This window comes from Comamonas sp. BIGb0152 (assembly GCF_024809975.1).
GTDB lineage: Bacteria > Pseudomonadota > Gammaproteobacteria > Burkholderiales > Burkholderiaceae_C > Comamonas.
The window spans coordinates 14,719-32,837 of sequence record NZ_JANUDY010000009.1; the positions used below are offsets into that span (position 1 = coordinate 14,719).

The following is an 18,119-nucleotide window of genomic DNA, read 5'->3' on the forward strand; positions in this document are numbered from 1 at the left end:
ATCGGGGACTGTTGCATGTCTATAGCTATCGAAAATAAAGCGGAAAACGCACAGCCAACAGAAGAGAGGGATCTCGGGCCATTGGCATGGATCAATGACGAGGTGCGCCGGTCACTGGAATCCACGGTCAAGGCATTGCTGCGCTACAGCCGGGACGTAGAGACAGCCAAGGTCTCGGATCTGGAAGCCGTGGATAACACGGGTATCCGGGTTGCCAAACAGTACCTCCACCAGGTCAAGGGGGCCTTGCAGATGGTGGGGGTCGACCAGGCCGCTGAGCTGGTTGCGTTGATGGAGGTGGCCGCGCAGCGCTTTGCTGCAAAGCCCCATCTGTGTACCGAGAAATCGGTGGCCCTGATGGAGCGCACCTCGTTTGCCTTGCTGGAGTACCTCAGCCATGTGCTCAAGGGCCGCAGCGTCTCCTTTGTGGCACTGTTTCCCCAGTACAAGGAAATGCAGGCCTTCGTGGGCGTCGAGCGCGTTCACCCTGCCGATCTGTGGCATGGCGACCAGGCCCAGCGTGAGCCGCTGACGCCAGTCGTGGCCGCACTGCCGCTGGACCGCAGCGCGCGCCAGCGCCTGGACTCGGACATGCTGCAGATCATCAAGTCTGGCGACAGCCGTGCCGCGCAGGATTTGACCGCTGTCTGCCTGGGCCTGGCACAAGCCCAGAGCCAGCAGCCCGTGAAGATTTTCTGGAAAGTGGCGGCAGGCTTTTTCGATGCGATGGCCTACAAGCTGCTCAATGCGGACCTGTATGCCAAGCGCACCGCCTCGCGCGTCATCATGCAATTTGCCGCGCATGCCAAGGGCAGTGCCGAGGTAGACCGGGGCCTGCAGCATGAGCTCAGTTTTTTCTGCGCCATCGCCCAAGGGCCTGATGAAGCCAAGGCCGCGGTGTTGCAGGCCGTGCGCGTCAGCTTGCAGACCGAAGCGCTGCAAGGCGTCAACTACGGCCAGGAGCGTTTTGGCCTGTACGACCCGGCCGTGCTGGCGCAGGCGCGCAAGCGCCTGGAGTCGGCCGCCGAGCTGTGGTCGTCGCTGGCCGATGGCGACCGCTACAAGATCAAGCCCGTGGCCGACCAGTTCCACCTGATCCGCGAATCGCTGCACAAGCTCCATATCGGCGCCGACGAGCTGGGCGCGGCGCTGGGCCGCGTCACCGAGCGCTTGGTGGCTTCGGGCACGCCGCCGTCGACGCCGCTGGCCATGGAAGTGGCCACGGCGGTGCTGTACCTGCAGGCCAATCTGGAGTCGCTGGACGTCAAGCCCGCGCTGATGCGCGAGCGCGCTGACCGGCTGGCGCAGCGGCTGGACCATGTGCTGGCCGACCAGCCCCCCGAGCCGCTGGAGACCTGGGTCGAAGAGCTGTACCGACGGGTCAGCGACCACCAGACCATGGGCAGTGTGGTTGATGAGCTCCACTCCACCCTGGCCGAGGCGGAAAAGCACCTGGACCAGTATTTCCGCAACCCCGACGATGTCTCGATGCTGGGCACGGTCACCGGCGCCATGTCGCAGATGCGCGGCGTGCTGTCGGTGCTGGGCCTGGACCAGGCCGTGGCAGCCACCCAGCATTTGCGCACGGTGGTAGACCAGCTGGCCGCCGGCCAGGTGTCCGACGACGACAAACCCGTGGTGTTTGAAAAGCTGGGCAACAGCCTGGGCGCGCTGGGCTTTTTGCTCGACATGCTGGGCTACCAACGTACCCTGGCGCGCAAGCTCTTCATTTTTGATGCGACCAGCGGTGAGCTGCGTATCGTGATGGGCACCCAAAGTGCCGGTGATGTGGCACCCGCGCCTGCCGCACCGGTGCTGGCTGCGTCCCTGCAAGCGCCGGAAGAGCCCGAAGACGACTCCGTCTACTTTGCGCCCACCATTCCGGCCCCGCTGTTCGATGCCAGCCCCGCCCCGGCGCCCAAGGCCCCTGCCGTGTTGGCGCCCGATCTGCAGATTGTGGTGCCTGCGGCCCAGGCGGTCCCCGTGCTGGAAACCCAGGACGCGCTGGACGAGGAGCTGCTGGAGATTTTCCTGGAAGAAGCCCAGTCCGTGGTGCAGACGGGCGGACAGGCGCTGCAGTCCTTGCGCCGCGATCCGGCAGATGCCGAGGCCTTGACGACCTTGCGCCGCGCCTTCCACACCCTCAAGGGCAGCTCGCGCATGGTGGGCCTGGTCCAGTATGGCGATGCGGCCTGGTCGATGGAGCAGGTGCTCAACAGCTGGTTGACCGAGCACAAATCGGCCGATGCGCCGCTGCTGGCACTGAGTGCCGAGGCGCTTAGCGGGTTTGGCCGCTGGGCTGAAGATATTGGTGCGCAACGCCAATCCACTTGGAACCCCGATATTTTCCGCATCTCGGCCGACGCCATGCGTCTGGACGCCGTGCATATTCCGCTGGTCGTGCCCGCAGCGCCGGGCCACAGCGAGCCGGACCAGCCCTGGGTACACGATACGCAGCAAATGGCGCTGGAGGCCGATGCGCCCACCGCAGAGGCGGATGCCGAGCCAGAAGCGGACACCGACACGGGTGCAGACACCGTGCTGGTCGCTGCCGATGCGCTGGCTGAGCCCGGCGCGGTGGTGGACAGCGCGCAAGCGCTGGTCTGGCCTCTGGACGGCATTGACCTGAACCTGGAGCCCGTTGAGCCGGAGCCCGCCCAGGCGACGCCTTCGGGCCTGGTGCCGCTGGCCATGGCGCCCGAGAGCGCCGAAGAGGTGGACTTCTCCGAGTTTGCGCAGGCCATGGCCCATGCCCAGGCGCCCAGCGCAACCCCCGAAGTCGCCCAGCCCCTGGAACTGCAGGACAGCGCGCTGGACTTTGTCGCCATGGATGCGGCCCTGGAGTTTGTGGACGACGAGGCAACCGCCCAGCCGCTGCCTGCACCCACCCGCTTGCCGCTGGATCTGCCCTCGCTGGACCTGCCCAGCGAACCTGCGGTGGCGACCGAGTTCCACAGCGCATTTGCCGACAACATCGAGTTTGCAGACACGATGCTGCCCGATCTTGAGCCCCTGGCGCAGGCGCCGGAGCCGCTGAACGAGGTGTTGCTGGTGGTGCCCGATGATCTGGTGCTGCCCGAGGCGCTGCCCCTTGCCGACGACAGCACCGTAGCGCGTCTGGTTGCCGAACAAGTGCAAGTGCAGCCCGTTGCGGAGCCGGAGCCGGAGCCGGAGCCGGAGCCCGCCCCTGCACTGGCCGCCACCGACGCGCAAGCCGAGATCGAGGCCCCAGCCCCCGTTGAAGCTGAAACTGACGCTGAAGCTGAGATCGTGGCCACGAGCGACACAGAGGCCGAAACGGCCAATGCGCTGGGCGTGAGCACGGCGCTGTTCAATGTCTATTTGGCAGAGGCAGAAAACTGGTCGCACAACCTGGAGAAGGTGCTGTACAGCTGGGCCCAGGCGCCCAACCGCAACTTCCCCGAAGATGCGATTGCCTATGCCCATTCTCTGGCTGGCAGCTCCTCGACGGTGGGCTTTGGCTCGCTGTCCGAGCTGGCACGCGCACTGGAGCATGCGCTCTCGCACATCCACAATTTCTCCAACCCCGAAGTGGCCTGGCTCAACACCTGCCAGGCCGCAGGCTCGGAGATCCGCAAACTTCTGCACCAACTGGCCGCTGGCTTTGTCAAACCGGCCAGCGAGATCGTCGTGCAGGACCTGGTCGATATCGCCAACCAGGAGGTCAACTCGCAGCTGCACCCGCCCTATGGCATGGCCGATTTCGATGCCGAGCCCTCGGGTTTGGCCGAGCTGCGCGAGCGGGCATCCGATGTGGTGCAGCCGGTGCGTGCCTTTGTGCCAGCGCTAGCGTCCTCCACACCGGTTTTGCCAGACCTGCTGGAGCTGCGCAACGACGATGCCATCGAAGTCGTCGATGTCATCGACCCGGATCTGTTCCTGATCTTTGAAGAAGAAGCGCAGGAGCTGCTGCCCAAGTTGGGCGGCGCCTTGCGGGAGTGGTCGGCCGACCCGGACTACCTGCCGCCGCGCGGCGAAGTGCTGCGTCACCTGCACACCCTCAAGGGCAGTGCACGCCTGGCGGGAGCCATGCGCCTGGGCGAGATGTCGCACCGCATGGAATCCGAGGTGGAAGACATCGGCACGGAAAACCTGACCGGCCAGGACATCGACATCCTGCTCGCCCGTTACGACGGTCTGCAGCACGAGTTTGTCGGATTGCAAGAGCGTGGCAACCAGGTGTTGGCAGAAGGTGCTTTGCCCCAGCAGGTGCCTGCTGCGACCGAGATGGGTGAAGTGGTGGCCGAAGTGGCCGCCAGCACCCCCGCCGCGCTGGAGAGCGCTGACGCTCAACAGGCTGCTGCGCAAGCGGCCGATGCGGCCGACGCAGCCGCTGGCGTGCAGCACAAACCGCTGATGCTGCGCATGGCGCCGGTGCGCGCCGCTGCCGGCCAGTCGGTGCGTGTGCGCTCGCAGCTGCTCGACCGCCTGGTCAACGAGGCCGGCGAGGTGCTGATTGCCCGCTCGCGCCTGGACATGCGCCTGAGCAATATCCGCGCATCGATCAAGGACATGTCGAGCAACCTGGAGCGCTTGCGCACCTTGCTGCGCGACGTGGAGATGCAGGCCGAGTCGCAGATGCAGTCGCGCATGGCGCTCGCCAAGGATTCGGAATCGGGCTTTGACCCGCTGGAGTTCGACCGCTTCACCCGCGTGCAGGAACTCACCCGCATGATGGCCGAATCGGTCAACGACGTGGGCACCGTGCAGCGCAACTTGCAGCGCACGGCCGAAGGTGCCGAAGACGATCTGATTGCCCAGGGCCGCCAGGCCCGTGAGCTGCAGCGTGACCTGCTGCGCACGCGCATGGTGGAGTTCGACTCCATCTCCGAGCGCCTGTATGCCATCGTGCGCCAGATCTCCAAGGAGCTGGGCAAGCAGGTCAAGCTGGACATCACCGGCGCCTCGATCGAGATCGACCGGGGCGTGCTCGACCGGGTGACCCCCGCCTTCGAGCACTTGCTGCGCAACAGCGTGGCCCACGGCATTGAGCTGCCCGAAGTGCGCAAGGCCCAGGGCAAGCCAGCGGTGGGGGTTATCGCCATCGATGTGCGCCAGGAGGGCAACGATATTGCGGTCTCCATCCACGACGATGGCGCGGGCCTGCAGCTCGATGCCATCCGCAACAAGGCGCTGCAATCGGGCCTGATCGCGGCCGATGAGACGCTGGATGTGGACAAGGCAGCCCAGCTGATTTTTGCCCCCGGTTTCTCTACCGCCACCGAGGTCTCCGAGCTGTCGGGCCGTGGCATTGGCATGGACGTGGTGCGTACCGAGATCCAGTCCCTGGGTGGCCACATCGTGACCACGTCGGAGAAGAACAAGGGCACGCGCTTCCAGATGGTGATGCCGCTGACCACCGCCGTCACCCAGGTGGTGATGATGCGCGCCGGCGATATCAAGTTCGGCGTGCCGGCCAACCTGGTGGAGTATGTGCGGCGCGTCCCCAAGGCGCTGATCGAGCAAGCGCACAAGGACAGTGTCTACACCGACAACAACCAGGAATTGCCGTACTACTTTGCCGGTGCCTTGCTGCAGGGCAACCTGCGCAGCCAGGAAGAGCCGGAAAAGACCAGTGCCGTGGTGATTCTGCGCTCGGCCACCAAGCGCCTGGCGGTACACGTCGACGAAGTGCTGGGCAACCAGGAAGTCGTGGTCAAGAACCTCGGCCCCCAACTGGCGCGTCTGCCTGGCTTGGCCGGCATGTCGGTGCTGGCGTCCGGCGCCATTGTGCTGATCTACAACCCGGTGGCGCTCTACACCGTGTATGGCCAGCAGATTGCCGACCGCATTGCCGAGGCGGCCGTACACCCCGAGGTGGCCAAGGCACCCGTGCGCGAGCTGGCCGAGCAGGTGGTGCAGACGCCGTTGGTGCTGGTGGTCGACGACTCCATCACCGTGCGCCGCGTCACCCAGCGCTTGCTGCAGCGCGAAGGCTACCGTGTGGCGCTGGCGGCCGATGGCCTGCAGGCGCTGGACCGCTTGCGCGAGGAGCGCCCGGTCATGGTGCTGTCGGACATCGAGATGCCGCGTATGGATGGCTTCGAGCTGGTGCGAGAGATCCGTGCCGACGCAGCGATGAAGGACCTGCCGGTGGTGATGATCACCTCGCGCATTGCCGACAAGCACCGTGAGCATGCGGCCAGCCTGGGTGTGGACCATTACCTGGGCAAGCCCTATGCCGACGAAGTGCTGCTGTCGCTGGTGCGCCAGTGTGTGCTCGACGGCGAGATCAAGGCGGCAGACGCTGCTCCGTTGCAGTAAACGGCGTACCGCCACAGCGACGAGGGCTGCCCTAGGGCAGCCCTTTTTTTGTGCGTGCTGCGCAGCAAAAAGGCGGTCGGCCTGCCCGTACAATGGGCCTATGAGCGCTGCGACTGACACTTCCGGGACCCTGAACCTGACCCACCACTTTCTGATTGCGATGCCTGGCATGCAAGACGAAATGTTTGGCCGCAGCGTGGTCTATGTCTGTGAACACAGCGAAAAAGGTGCCTTGGGCATCATCATCAACAAGCCCTCGGACATCACCATGGGCAAGCTGTTCGACAAGGTCGATCTGCCGCTGCGCCGCGAAGACCTGGAGCTGGAGCCGGTCTTCCAGGGCGGGCCCGTGCACACCGAGCGCGGCTTTGTGCTGCATGACCGGATTGTGCTGGACGCCAGCGCCGGTGACGAATCAGCCTATTCCGCCACCCTGACCATTCCTGGCGGGCTGGAGATGACCACCTCGCGCGATGTGCTCGAAGCCCTGTCCACCGGCGCCGGGCCGCACCGCGTGCTGGTCTCGCTGGGCTATTCGACCTGGGGCGAAGGCCAGCTGGAATCGGAAATCACCGAGAACGCCTGGCTCACCGTGCATGCCGATGCGGGCGTTATTTTTGACACCCCTGTGGAAGAGCGCTACGACATGGCGCTGGCCCTGCTGGGCGTGCAGTCCTGGGCGCTGTCTGCCGCAGCCGGCCGCGCATGACGGATGCCGCCACCAAGCCCTTGCTGGCACAGGCGCAGGGTATGCAGAGCTTTCTGGCTTTTGACTTTGGCATGAAGCGCACCGGCGCCGCGTATGGCACGCGCATGCTGGGAACGGCCCGGCCGCTGCCCACCATCCATGCCGAGGGCAAGGCCCGCTTTACCCCGATGGATAGCCTGATCGCGCAGTGGCAACCCGAGGCGCTGGTGGTGGGCGTGCCCTACCACCCTGATGGCGCCGCCCACGAGAACACCGCCCATGCACTGCGTTTTGCGCGCCAGTTGCGCGGCCGCTTTGGCTTGCTGGTGTTTGAGGTGGATGAGCGCTACAGCACCACCGAGGCCCTGGCCAGCGGCGCGCGCGATGCCGATGCGGCCTCGGCCTGCATCATTCTTGAACAGTTCATGCGCAGCCTGGATGTGCCCGACCTGGATGCTGCCCCCTGAAGGCGGTTTTTTTCGAACACCCCCATGCACGCACTGATTCGCTCCCTCGTCGGCCTGTGGCGCCTTGCGCGCATGGGCCTGCACATCGTGCTAGGTGTCACCAAGATCTGGCTCACGTTTGGCCGCCTGGGCCATGAGGAGCGCAACCGGGCCGTAGAGCGCTGGGCCGGCCAGCTGCTCAAGATGAGTGGCATTGAGCTGCGCGTGCTGGGCGCCGTGCCCCAACAGGGCCCTTTGCTGCTGGTGGCCAACCACCTGTCCTGGCTGGATATTCCCGCCATCCATGCGGCCAAGCACTGCCGCTTTGTCTCCAAATCCGATGTCAAGGCCTGGCCCATCATCGGCAGCCTGGCCAGTGCAGCCGGTACCTTGTTCATTGAGCGCCATTCGCGCCGCGATGCGATGCGTACCGTCAGCCGCATGGAAGAGGCACTGCGCAAGGGCGATATTGTGGCGGTGTTCCCAGAGGGCACCACCGGCGATGGCCAGCAGTTGCTGCCTTTCCATGCCAACTTGCTGCAGTCGGCGATTGCGGCCGATGCGGCCGTGCAGCCGCTGGGCCTGTGCTTTTATGACAAGCAGACCGGGCGCATGAGCAGCGCCCCCAGCTATGTGGGTGACGAGAGCCTGATCGGCTCGATGTGGCGCACCGTGACGGCGCCGCCCCTGGTGGCCCAGCTGAACTATGGCGAGCCACAGACCCATGCAGGCCGCAACCGGCGCGATTGGTCGGCGGACCTGCAAGCGGCTGTTGACGCATTGCGCCAGGTGCAGCGCTGATGCGCTAGTGCGCCAACGGGGCGCGCCAGCGGCTCAGCGCGCCAGCGGCGCAAAGCAGACCAGGTGCTCGGGCTGGGCGCGCAGGCCAATGCTGTCACCCACGGCGTGCTGCAGCTGGCTGGAGACCTGGGCGTAGACCAGCTGCTGGCTGGGCAGCTGCAAGGTGTACAAATACTGCGATCCCCGGAACGATTTGCGCAGCAAGGTGGCGCGGTGGGGCGAGGCCGGGTCGAACACGACCTCGCTGGCGCGCAGCAGCACATCGCAGGCCTGCGGGGCCTCGGGTGTGGCAATGGCGCCCAAAGGGGTGTCCAGCTGCCAGCCCTGGCCTGCGGCCAGCGGGCTGGCGGGCAGCAAGCTGCCGTGGCCGATGAAGTTGGCCACAAAGCGGCTGGCGGGCTTTTGGAACAAGGTGCTTGCATCGGCCCACTGGTGCAGGTGGCCGCTTTCCATCACGCCGATCTGGTCGCCAATGGCAAAGGCTTCGAGCTGGTCGTGCGTGACGAACAGGGCAGTGGCCTGCGCGGCCTTGAGGATGTCGCGCAGCTCATGGGCCAGGCGCTCGCGCAGGTCCACATCGAGGTTGGAGAAGGGCTCATCGAGCAGCATCAGCTGGGGCTTGGGCGCCAGCGCCCGGGCCAGTGCCACACGTTGCTGCTGCCCGCCCGATAGCTCATGCGGGTAGCGCGCAGCACTGTTCTCCAGCCCCACCAAGGCCAGCACTTGCTGCACCCTGTGCTGCTGTGCCGCCTTGGGCAGGTGGTGGATTCCGAAAGACACATTCTTGCCCACCGTCAAATGCGGGAACAGCGCGTAATCCTGGAACACCATGCCGATGCGGCGCTTTTCAGGCGGCAGGCTGGCGCTGCTGCTGCTGACCACCTGGCCTTGCAGGCGGATCTCGCCGCCGCTGATGGGCTCCAGACCGGCGACGGCGCGCAACAAGGTGGTCTTGCCGCAGCCTGAGGGGCCGATCAGCACACCGATGTCGCCAGCTTGCAGTTGCAAAGACACCTGCGCCACGGCAGGCTGGGGGCGCCCGGCATAGCGCACATTCAGTTGGGAGACCTCAAGAAACATGGCTGCATTGTAGAGGGCCGATAGGCGAGGAGGGCTTAGTGCCGCCGCAGGTAGAATCGCCAGCTTTTGGTCCGTCAGTGATTCGCATTTGCAAAACCTTGCCCGCTTCCGTCGCCAGCTTCTGCTCGTAGCCATTGCCTTGGTGTTGGTGCTGCCGGTGCTCACTGTTTTCAGCGCCTGGCTGCCGGGCGCGGGCAATGATGCGGATGCCTTTGCCGTGGTGCGCGAGATGTTTGCGACGGTGCTGCCAGGCTATATTCGCACCACGGTGGCGCTGGGCCTGATGGTGGCACTGGGCTCGGCGGTGCTGGGCACCTTGTGCGCGGCAGCGGTGACACTGTTCGACTTTCGCGGTCGCAAGACCTTGGAGTGGTTGCTGCTGCTGCCGCTGGCCATGCCGGCCTATGTAACGGCCTATGCCTATACCGATTTTCTGCAGTTCAGTGGACCGCTGCAGGTGTGGATGCGCGCCAGCTTTGGGCTCGAAGGGCGGCTGCTGCCGGAGGTGCGCTCGCTGGGCGGCGCGGTGCTGGTGTTTGTGGTCTCGCTCTACCCCTATGTCTACCTGCTGGCCCGCACGGCCTTGAGCGAGCGCGCCGCGCACCTGATGGAGGCCGCGCGCCTGCTGGGCGCTTCGCTGCCGCGCCGCATCCAGACCGTGGCCTTGCCGATGGCGCGGCCTGCGGTGGTGGCCGGCGTTGCACTGGTGATGATGGAGACCTTGGCCGATTTTGGCGTGGTGAGTTACTTCGGCATCCAGACCTTTACTACCGGCATCTACAAAGCCTGGCTATCGATGGAAAACCGCAGTGCGGCAGCCCAGCTGGCGACGATGCTGCTGGTCTTGGTGCTGGTGGTGCTGCAGCTGGAGCTGCGCGCGCAGCGGCGCATGCGCTTTGTCACCAGCGGGGTGGGGCGGGCATCGTCTGCCGAGGCCCAGCCCCACCGCTTGCAAGGCGCGCGCTGCCTGGCCGCGTGGCTGGTCTGTGGCCTGCCGGTGCTGCTGGGTTTTGTGTTGCCCGTCCTGTTCATGCTGCGGCCGCTGGCGGCAGACTGGTCGGTGATTCCGCTGGAGCGCTTTGTGCAATGGGCCGGCAACAGCATCCGCTTTGGCACCATCACGGCGGTGCTGGCCGTGGCCATTGCCTCGCTGGCGGCCTACGCTGCGCGCCGCAGCCAGGACTGGGTCACCCGCACGACGGTGGGCCTCATCAGCCTGGGTTATGCCGTACCGGGCGCGGTGATTGTGGTGGGTTTGCTGCTGCCGGTCGGCTGGGTGCAGCAGTCGTTTCCGCAGTGGGGCTTTCCGGCCCTGATCACCGCGACCTCGACGGGCATTATCTGGGCCTACCTGGTGCGCTTTACCGCCATTGCGCTGCAGTCCTTGCAAAGTGGCTACACCCGCATTCCCAAAAGCCTGGACGAATCGGCGCGCATGCTGGGGGTTGGCAGTGCCGGCCTGGTGGCCCGGGTGCATGGGCCGCTGCTGCGCCGCTCGGCACTGACGGCCGCCCTGCTGGTGTTTGTTGATGTGATGAAGGAGCTGCCCGCCACCATGGTGCTGCGGCCTTTCAACAGCGACACCCTGGCCGTCGTCGCCTACCAGCTGGCGCGCGATGAACGGCTGGGCGAGGCGGCCCTGCCATCGCTGGCGCTGGTGCTGGTGGGCCTGGTGCCCGTCATCCTGCTGATCCGCACCATGCGGGTGTCTGCCAGCCGCTGACACCGCCTTTGGCGAGGTGTTGCGCAGGCTGCTCGCCCATGGGGGCGCAGCGGCCGTACTTGAGCGGCGACACATCTTTGGCCACACCTCGCCGGCCGCACTTCATCCCTCGTTTCCCGGGCCGTCGCCTGGCTGTGGCACTTTTGCCTGTTCCACCGTCCGTCTATTTCGCATTTGATCTAGATCAAATGTGCATTAGGGGTTTCCACCTAAACTGATTTTTTCGAAACATTAATTGACGATTGGTGTTTCCTTTTCCCAATGGCGGTGGTTGTTGCGATCACTGCAAGGGGGCGGTTGGCGCTGCGCCGGGGTGCGAGCTCCAGCTTCGGCCATTGTGCTTACCGCTCAACTCCCAATGCCGCCCAGCGGCCTCCATCGCGTGCAACCAACAACACCCGTTCTGGAAACAGACAACTGGGGCGTGGCCTATGGTGACAAGGTCATCCTCACCGGCCTGCAACTGCAGATCGCGCCGCGCGCCATCACGGCCTTGATGGGGCCGGTGGGCGGCGGCAAGTCCACCTTGCTGCGCAGCCTGGCCGGCCTCAATGACGAGAACCCGCGTTTTGTGCAATGGGGGCAGCTGCGCTATGCCGGCCAGCCCCTGGCGGGCGAGCACCGGCCGCACCTGGTGCGCCAGCATGTGCGGCTGATGCAGGCCAGCGTGCAGGACTCGCTCAGTGAGCTGCTGCAACTGGCCCATCCGCTGTCCGGTCTTGACCGGCGCGCCTGGTGCGAGGCCTACCTGGAGCGCATGGGGTTTGCCGATATCAAACCCATGCTGGCGCAGCCAGCCATCGAGCTGTCCCCGCTCTACCAACGCGCCATTGCCATCTTGCGCGAGGCAGCCGCTGAGCCGGCCTTGCTGATGTGCGACGAGCCCACCGCCGATCTGCAGGATTACGACAGCTACCTGCTGCTGGAGTTGCTCAAACGCCTTGCCCGGGAGCGGGCGGTGCTGCTGGTGACCCACAACCAGCGCCATGCCCACAAGGTGGCCGACCATGTGCTGCTGCTGGCGGGCGGGGCGGTGCAGGAGACCAGCCGTGCCGAGCCATTTTTCTCGGCCCCGTACTCTCCGGCCGGCCAGCAGTTTGTGCGCAGCGGCAGCTGTGCGGTGGTGGTGCCCGAGCTGTCGGTGCAGGAGGCCATGCAGGCCGAGCCTGCGCCTGCAGCGGCGGTGCCGGCACCTACGGCCGCCCAGGCGGCGCGCCAAAGCCAGCGTGCCGTCTTGCCCGATCTGGCCCTGGCCAACCCGGTGCTGGCCGCCGCGCACTATGTGCCCGGTGCGCGCGGGCCGCGTGGCTTTGCCTGGCTGGTGCCCGGCAAGCTGGCCGGCACGCCGCTGCCCGGTGTGGTCAACGACGTCGATGTCGACATGCAGGCCTTGAAGCGCTGTGGCGTCACCGTGCTGGTGTCGCTCACCGAGCAGGACATCGACCAAGCCGCGCTGGCCCGCCATGGCCTGCGCAATGTGCATCTGCCCGTGCATGACCGCGAGCCGCCCTCGGTATCGCAGTTGCAGATGCTGATGCTCAAGATGAAACGCCTGCTGCTGGACGGCGAGGTGTTGGCCGTGCACTGCCTGGCAGGCCTGGGCCGCACCGGCACCGTGCTGGCCGCCTGGCTGGTATTTGAAGGCATCACGGCCGAGGAAGCGCTGCGCCGTGTGCGCGTGATCGAGCCGCAGTACGTGCAGTCGGAGCGACAGGAAAACGCGCTCTCGGCTTACGAAGAAATGCTGCTGGAAAAAATGGGCTGAAACCGGCGACTGGCGCCGGCCCCTGTCATCAAACCCCTTTGAAGGAACACATTACATGTCCATGGATACCGTTTTGCAGAAAGTTGCCACCTTTGTGCCCGAATGCCTGGCCGCCGGCTATGTCGATGTGGCCACCGGCATGCTGCTGGCCATTCGCACGGTGGATTCGCACCCCCGTGAGGTGATCGACCTGGTGGCCGCTGCGACGGCCGACCTCTTCAACGGCCCCAATGTGTCGATGATCGAGCGCATGTTCAAGAAGTCGCGTGGCCTGCAAGACGATGGCCACCACTACTTCCAGGAGATCATCGTCAACAGCGACAACCTGATCCACATCTTCATGCGCGGCAAGACCAACCCCGAGTATGTGGCCGTGCTGGTGTGCCGGCGCACGGCCAACCTGGGCATGGCGCTGACCAAGGCGCGCATCATCATGCCCGAGCTCGAAGCCTCTCTGTAATAAGATCGGGGGCATGGCCCAAGACACGATCACCATCTACCACAACCCGCGCTGCAGCAACTCGCGCAGCGCGCTGGCGCTGTTGGAGGCGCAAGGCGTCCAGCCCCAGATCGTCGACTACCTGCATGCGCAGCTGGACGCCGCGCATCTGGGCGCGCTGATCGCCCAGCTGGGCCTGCCGGTGCGCGAGGTCATGCGCAGCAAGGACGCCCTCTACCAGGAACTGGGTCTGGGCCGCGAGGGCCTGAGCGATGCCGAGCTGATCGCGCAGATCGCTGCCCACCCCGCGCTGCTCAACCGGCCGATTGTGGTGAGCGCCAAGGGCGCGCGTTTGTGCCGTCCACCTGAGCGCGTGCTCGAACTGCTGTGATGGGCCTGGCGCGGACCCCCGCTGCGCAGCGGCCTTAGCCAGGGCCCAGACCATGCTGCGCGTGACCGTACTTTCTGGCCTGGGCCACACGATTGCGGTGATGGTGGCGCTGCTGATCTACACCCTGGTCACCCGCGCCGGGCACCAGCGCCGCCACCCCGCCTCGGCGATTGGCTGGGTGCTGGGCATGCTCACGTTTCCCTATCTGTTTTTGCCGCTGTTTTTGGTGTTTGGGCCGCGCAAGGCGGTGCGGCCGCCGGCGCATGCCGTTACGCCCAACGCTGGCCTGCGCCGCAGCACCGTGCCCCAGCAGGTGCCCGCCTGGGCCGGCCAGCTGCTGGCCAGCATGGAGCTGGATGCGGCCCAGCCCAATGCACAAGTGGTTTTTCACGAGGATGGGCTGCAGGCGCTGCAGCAGTTATTGCTGTTGATTGAGCAAGCCCGGCGCAGCCTGGACCTGAGCACCTATGTATTTGCCGATGATGTGGTGGGGCGCCAGATTGGCGCGGCGCTGCAGCAGGCGGCACAGCGCGGTGTCAAGGTGCGGCTGCTGATCGATGGCGTGGGCTGCTGGCGCTTGCTGCCTTCGCGGCTGCGCCAGTTGCGGCGCTCGGGGGTGCTGGTGCGCCGCTTTATGGTGCCCATGCTGCAGCCGATTCGCGGTGGCAGCAACCTGCGCAACCACCGCAAACTGGCGGTGGCTGATGGCGTGCATGTCTGGAGCGGAGGGCGCAACCTGGCCGACGAGTACTTTCTGCCCAGCAGCGCCGGGCACCCGGCCTGGGTGGACCTGAGCTTTAGCGTGCAGGGCGCCCTGGCCGGTGTGGTGACCGCGCAGTTTGAGGCCGACTGGCGCGCCGCACGGGGCCGGCGCCGCCCTATGTGGTTGTCGCCCGCGATGGCGCTGGGCGGGGGCGACCAGGCCTGGGCCCAGTGGCTGCCCAGCGGGCCCGACCATGCCGACGATACCCTGCATGCGCTGTACCTGGCCAGCGCCTTCCACGCGCAGCGCTCCATCACCTTGGTGAGCCCTTATTTTGTGCCCGACGATGCGCTGCTGGAGGCCTGGTGCCTGGCCTGCCGGCGGGGTGTGCGGCTGCGCATTGTGGTGCCCCAGTGCTCTAACCACCGCCTGGCGGACTGGGCCCGTGAGCGTGCCTTGCGCGCCTTGGTGCTGGCGGGGGCCGAGGTGTTCTGCTCACCGCATATGGTGCATGCCAAGGTGGTGATTGTGGACGACAGCATGGGGCTGTGCGGGTCGGCCAACCTGGATGGGCGCAGCCTGTTCTTGAACTACGAAGCCATGACCGCTTTCTACAGCGCCTCCGAGATTGCCTGGCTGCACCAATGGTGCAGCCAGCAGATGCAGCAAAGCAGTGCCTATGTCTACCGCCGGCCCAGCTGGTGGCGGGATGTGGGCGAGGGTCTGGTGCGCGCGGTGGCCTTCCAGCTGTAGGCGTGAGCGGCTTGGCGGTCCAGACCTGCTCGGACCCGTGAAACCAGGCCCTCGGGCTCTAAAAGAAAACCGCCCGAAGGCGGCTGGCATCATCGTTGAGCGCGTCGGCGTGAACGGGCCATGCCCCATCCCGCCATCAGGCCCGACAGGCCCAGCAATCCCCAGATACCGAGCGTGGGAACCGCCTTGGCAGCCACGGGTTGCGGCGGGGTGGCGGTCTTGATGGGGCCGAAGGCAGCACTGCACACCTCGGGCCCGACCAAGGTGCCACGCACTGCGACAGGGGTGACGCAGTAGTACAGATAGGCCTTGTCGTCGGCTGCTTGCGTGGTGTAGGCCACCGTGGCCGCTGCACCCAGCGTACTGCCCGATTGCAGCACCGTGCCCTGAGCGGCTTGGGTCAGGCTGGCATTGGCGCTGCGCACCCATTGGTAGCGCGTGCCCGCGCTGCTGCTGTCTTCCGGATCGGTTTCGGTGTCCGCATAGCTGTAGGTGCCTGTCAGTGTCTGGCCGACTTCGGGCTGGCCGCTGACGGCAGGGACGGCACTGGGTGCATCATTGGCGACGCAGGCATTGGCGCCCGAGATGGCCGCTGCAAAGCCCATGGCGGGGTTGCCGCTTTTGACATAGACCGTGATGGTGTTGGCCCCTGCCTGCCAATCGGGCGATGCCATGGCAATGCTGAGCCAGCGGTAGCTGCCAAAGCCGTTGTAGTTGAACTGGTTGGTGGTGCCCGCCTGGGGCAGGCCCCAGGTTCCCGCGCCCCGTGCCAGCTGCGATTGGCCGTTGATGAAGATATCCACCACCGAGTTGTCCGCGCTGTAAGTCATCGAGGGCTGAAAGCTGCCCAGAGAGACGCTGGGATCAAGATTGAACTCCACCTGGAACAGCGCATCGATATTGCCGTAGTTGGCCCCGTCGATGTAGGGCTGGCTACCCCAGGCATTCAGCCCAATCCATTGCGCAGCGCTGCTGTTGGCTGGCGTGCTGGTCCAGTTGGCATTGCGGTTGGTGACGATGGCTGCATCACCAAAGCTGCCCCAGTTGACCGGGCTGCTGCCCGCGTAGGCCTGCAGGTACTGGAAGCGCCAACGCCCGTCGATGGCAGGGTTGGCTGCGCTGGGCTGGCCGGTGTTGAGCTGCGCCAGCGAGTTGGGGCTGCAATCGATGGTGACAGGGGTTTGTGCTTGCACCTGCAGCGCGCAGAGCCCCAAGGTCGCTGCCAGAAGGGCATGGAGGGCCCATGGGCGACCTGGGTGTATTTGTCGATGGAGCATGGCGATTGGATTTAATAAATCAATTGATTTATGATTCTTTCAAATCCAATAGAAATTGTCTGTAGTCAATTCTGATCAATCTATAGCTGTTGAGAATTGTCCACAGAGTTGTGACATTTGCTACAGGTTCAGGAGCAAGCAGGCCGTCTGCCACCGCTCCGCTGCAACAAGGGCTGGGATGCATTGACAAGTAAACCTGACATTTGCTAAAGTCAGGTCTACTTTACATTTTCGCTTTCATCTTGACCATGCAACACGCACTGCCTCCCCCATACCCCAGCCCTTCCATGCGCGCCTACCTCATCCGCACCGCGTTGTGGATGGGCCTGTACTGCGCCATCCATGCACTGGTCATCGTGGGCGTTTTTGATGCCATCGTTGGCACCCCAGCGGCCTGGCTGCTGGCGCTGGCCGTTTCGCTGCCGATTGCGGCGCAGCTGCGCGCCTCCTTGCAGTGGATACAGGCGGCGGATGAATACCAGCGCGCGCAGGCCATTCGCAGCGTGGTGATTGCCTGCGGCCTGGTGCTGATGCTGTGCAGCGTCTGGGGGTTTGGCGAGAGCTATGCCGCAGCGCCCCATGCGCCGGCCTGGCTGGTGGTGCCGCTGTTCTGGCTGGTGTGGGCGCTGGTGACGTGCATCATGCGGGTGCGTGGCTGATGGACAACCATTTGCGCACGCTGCGCGCCAAGGCCCAGTGGACGCAGGCCGATCTGGCGCAGCGCCTGGGGGTGTCGCGCCAGGCGGTGAATGCGCTGGAGACGGGCAAGCACGATCCCTCGCTTGATCTGGCCTACCGCATCAGCGTGGTGTTCGCGCTGCCCGTCGAGGCGATCTTCTGCAACCCCTATCGCAGCGCCGAGGCCTGATTTTTTAACGGCCAAATGCTTGGCGCATCACTGATCTGGGTCATGGGTCTGCGCGGTGGCCGGCATCATCGGCATAGGCTGACAGGGTTTTATTTGCAATATTTCTGCTTTCGGTTGAAGCTAGAGAACATCTGCATAAACCTAGTCTTCTGTTCTATTTATGGCGGGTGACGGGTGGTTTGCAGAGCCTGCACGGGCGGGCGAGCCATGGCCATCGGGCTGCCATCTGGTCGGCAGATACGCCCTGGCTTGATCGCTCGCTTTCGCTTCGTTCATCGTCGACCTTTGTTTGAAAGCTACACCATGGCCAAATCTGACAGCAGCAGTAAAAGTGATAGCAAGGCTCGCCGCAAGGCGCCGCTGGTAACGCCCAGCGATCTGGCCGCTGGCGCCACCAAGGACATCAGCGCGGCGCTCAACGGCATCCTGGCGGACGTGTTTGCGCTCTACCTCAAAACCAAGAATTTCCATTGGCACATGAGTGGTCCGCATTTTCGCGATTACCACCTGCTGCTCGATGAACAGGCCGACCAGCTCTATGCGATGACCGACCCCATTGCCGAGCGCATCCGCAAGGTGGGTGGCACGACCTTGCGCTCCATTGGCCATATCGCGCGCTTGCAGCGCATCAGCGACAACGATGCCGACTATGTCGATCCGCTGGATATGCTGGCTGAACTGCGCGAGGACAACCAGCAGATGGCGGCCCGCCTGCGCGAGGCCCACAACGTAACGGACGAGCACCGCGACATTGCATCATCGAGCCTGCTGGAAAACTGGATCGATGAGACCGAGCGCCGCACCTGGTTCCTGTTTGAATCCAGCCGCAGCGCAGGCTGATTGAGCGCGCATGCTGCCCTCGGTGGCGTAAGCCCAGGGCAGCGTGGCGCTGGGCGTGCG

Annotated in this window: 14 protein-coding genes; 12 read left to right on the forward strand and 2 right to left on the reverse strand. The window is 65.1% G+C overall.

The window, feature by feature from the left end; translation table 11 throughout:
- Nucleotides 1–81 precede the first annotated feature (81 nt).
- The 4 genes from M2375_RS16805 (at nt 82) to M2375_RS16820 (ending at nt 8,220) form a co-directional block, all read left to right on the forward strand.
- The gene (locus tag M2375_RS16805) at nt 82–6,285 is read left to right on the forward strand and encodes an Hpt domain-containing protein (protein ID WP_310473184.1); all 6,204 of its coding nucleotides are present in this window, start codon (nt 82–84) and stop codon (nt 6,283–6,285) included.
- 100 nt (nt 6,286–6,385) lie between these two features.
- Nucleotides 6,386–6,994: a YqgE/AlgH family protein gene (locus tag M2375_RS16810; RefSeq protein ID WP_259169022.1), complete on the forward strand. Its 609-nt coding sequence runs from the start codon at nt 6,386–6,388 to the stop codon at nt 6,992–6,994.
- Nucleotides 6,991–7,440 carry a Holliday junction resolvase RuvX gene (gene ruvX / locus M2375_RS16815; protein ID WP_259169023.1) on the forward strand — a complete coding sequence of 150 codons (450 nt, stop codon included), beginning with the start codon at nt 6,991–6,993 and terminating at the stop codon, nt 7,438–7,440. Before M2375_RS16810 ends, ruvX begins: the two co-directional genes overlap by 4 nt.
- Before the next feature lie 24 nt (nt 7,441–7,464).
- Nucleotides 7,465–8,220: a 1-acyl-sn-glycerol-3-phosphate acyltransferase gene (locus tag M2375_RS16820; protein WP_259169024.1), complete on the forward strand. Its 756-nt coding sequence runs from the start codon at nt 7,465–7,467 to the stop codon at nt 8,218–8,220.
- A gap of 33 nt (nt 8,221–8,253) precedes the next feature.
- Here the strand turns inward: M2375_RS16820 and M2375_RS16825 are convergent, their stop codons facing one another.
- Nucleotides 8,254–9,300 carry an ABC transporter ATP-binding protein gene (locus M2375_RS16825; protein WP_259169025.1) on the reverse strand — a complete coding sequence of 349 codons (1,047 nt, stop codon included), beginning with the start codon at nt 9,298–9,300 and terminating at the stop codon, nt 8,254–8,256.
- 88 nt (nt 9,301–9,388) lie between these two features.
- On the opposite strand from M2375_RS16825, the gene M2375_RS16830 reads away from it, so the two are divergent.
- The 5 genes from M2375_RS16830 to M2375_RS16850 all read left to right on the forward strand — a co-directional run bounded on the left by M2375_RS16830 (nt 9,389) and on the right by M2375_RS16850 (nt 15,074).
- Nucleotides 9,389–11,023 carry an iron ABC transporter permease gene (locus M2375_RS16830; RefSeq protein ID WP_259169026.1) on the forward strand — a complete coding sequence of 545 codons (1,635 nt, stop codon included), beginning with the start codon at nt 9,389–9,391 and terminating at the stop codon, nt 11,021–11,023.
- A 382-nt stretch (nt 11,024–11,405) separates the two neighbouring features.
- The gene (locus M2375_RS16835) at nt 11,406–12,788 is read left to right on the forward strand and encodes an ATP-binding cassette domain-containing protein (protein ID WP_259169027.1); all 1,383 of its coding nucleotides are present in this window, start codon (nt 11,406–11,408) and stop codon (nt 12,786–12,788) included.
- A 55-nt stretch (nt 12,789–12,843) separates the two neighbouring features.
- Nucleotides 12,844–13,248 carry a hypothetical protein gene (locus M2375_RS16840; RefSeq protein WP_116924645.1) on the forward strand — a complete coding sequence of 135 codons (405 nt, stop codon included), beginning with the start codon at nt 12,844–12,846 and terminating at the stop codon, nt 13,246–13,248.
- A gap of 13 nt (nt 13,249–13,261) precedes the next feature.
- Complete coding sequence (gene arsC / locus M2375_RS16845; protein ID WP_259169028.1) at nt 13,262–13,618, forward strand: arsenate reductase (glutaredoxin); 357 nt, start codon at nt 13,262–13,264, stop codon at nt 13,616–13,618.
- Between the two features lie 52 nt (nt 13,619–13,670).
- Nucleotides 13,671–15,074 (forward strand): phosphatidylserine/phosphatidylglycerophosphate/cardiolipin synthase family protein, encoded by a 1,404-nt coding sequence (locus M2375_RS16850; RefSeq protein ID WP_259169029.1) that lies wholly within the window; start codon nt 13,671–13,673, stop codon nt 15,072–15,074.
- Nucleotides 15,075–15,163: 89 nt separating this feature from the next.
- Here M2375_RS16850 and M2375_RS16855 read toward each other — a convergent pair whose 3' ends face one another.
- Nucleotides 15,164–16,267 (reverse strand): IPTL-CTERM sorting domain-containing protein, encoded by a 1,104-nt coding sequence (locus M2375_RS16855; protein WP_259169031.1) that lies wholly within the window; start codon nt 16,265–16,267, stop codon nt 15,164–15,166.
- Nucleotides 16,268–16,599: 332 nt separating this feature from the next.
- Between M2375_RS16855 and M2375_RS16860 the strand changes: the two genes are divergently transcribed.
- From M2375_RS16860 to M2375_RS16870, 3 genes are all read left to right on the forward strand, one after another.
- Nucleotides 16,600–17,010 (forward strand): hypothetical protein, encoded by a 411-nt coding sequence (locus tag M2375_RS16860; protein ID WP_259169032.1) that lies wholly within the window; start codon nt 16,600–16,602, stop codon nt 17,008–17,010.
- On the forward strand, nt 17,010–17,219 hold the full coding sequence (locus tag M2375_RS16865; RefSeq protein ID WP_259169033.1) for a helix-turn-helix transcriptional regulator: 210 nt from the start codon (nt 17,010–17,012) through the stop codon (nt 17,217–17,219). The genes M2375_RS16860 and M2375_RS16865 overlap by 1 nt, the downstream gene beginning before the upstream one ends.
- A gap of 303 nt (nt 17,220–17,522) precedes the next feature.
- Nucleotides 17,523–18,059, forward strand: a complete 537-nt coding sequence (locus M2375_RS16870) for a Dps family protein (RefSeq protein WP_259169034.1) — start codon at nt 17,523–17,525, stop codon at nt 18,057–18,059.
- Nucleotides 18,060–18,119: the final 60 nt, after the last annotated feature.

Coding starts and splice junctions, on each gene's coding strand:
- M2375_RS16810 (WP_259169022.1), top strand. CDS start 6,386: ATGAGCGCTGCGACTGACACTTCCGGGACCCTGAACCTGACCCACCAC.
- ruvX (WP_259169023.1), top strand. CDS start 6,991: ATGACGGATGCCGCCACCAAGCCCTTGCTGGCACAGGCGCAGGGTATG.
- M2375_RS16820 (WP_259169024.1), top strand. CDS start 7,465: ATGCACGCACTGATTCGCTCCCTCGTCGGCCTGTGGCGCCTTGCGCGC.
- M2375_RS16825 (WP_259169025.1), bottom strand. CDS start 9,300: ATGTTTCTTGAGGTCTCCCAACTGAATGTGCGCTATGCCGGGCGCCCC.
- M2375_RS16840 (WP_116924645.1), top strand. CDS start 12,844: ATGTCCATGGATACCGTTTTGCAGAAAGTTGCCACCTTTGTGCCCGAA.
- arsC (WP_259169028.1), top strand. CDS start 13,262: ATGGCCCAAGACACGATCACCATCTACCACAACCCGCGCTGCAGCAAC.
- M2375_RS16850 (WP_259169029.1), top strand. CDS start 13,671: ATGCTGCGCGTGACCGTACTTTCTGGCCTGGGCCACACGATTGCGGTG.
- M2375_RS16860 (WP_259169032.1), top strand. CDS start 16,600: ATGCAACACGCACTGCCTCCCCCATACCCCAGCCCTTCCATGCGCGCC.
- M2375_RS16865 (WP_259169033.1), top strand. CDS start 17,010: ATGGACAACCATTTGCGCACGCTGCGCGCCAAGGCCCAGTGGACGCAG.
- M2375_RS16870 (WP_259169034.1), top strand. CDS start 17,523: ATGGCCAAATCTGACAGCAGCAGTAAAAGTGATAGCAAGGCTCGCCGC.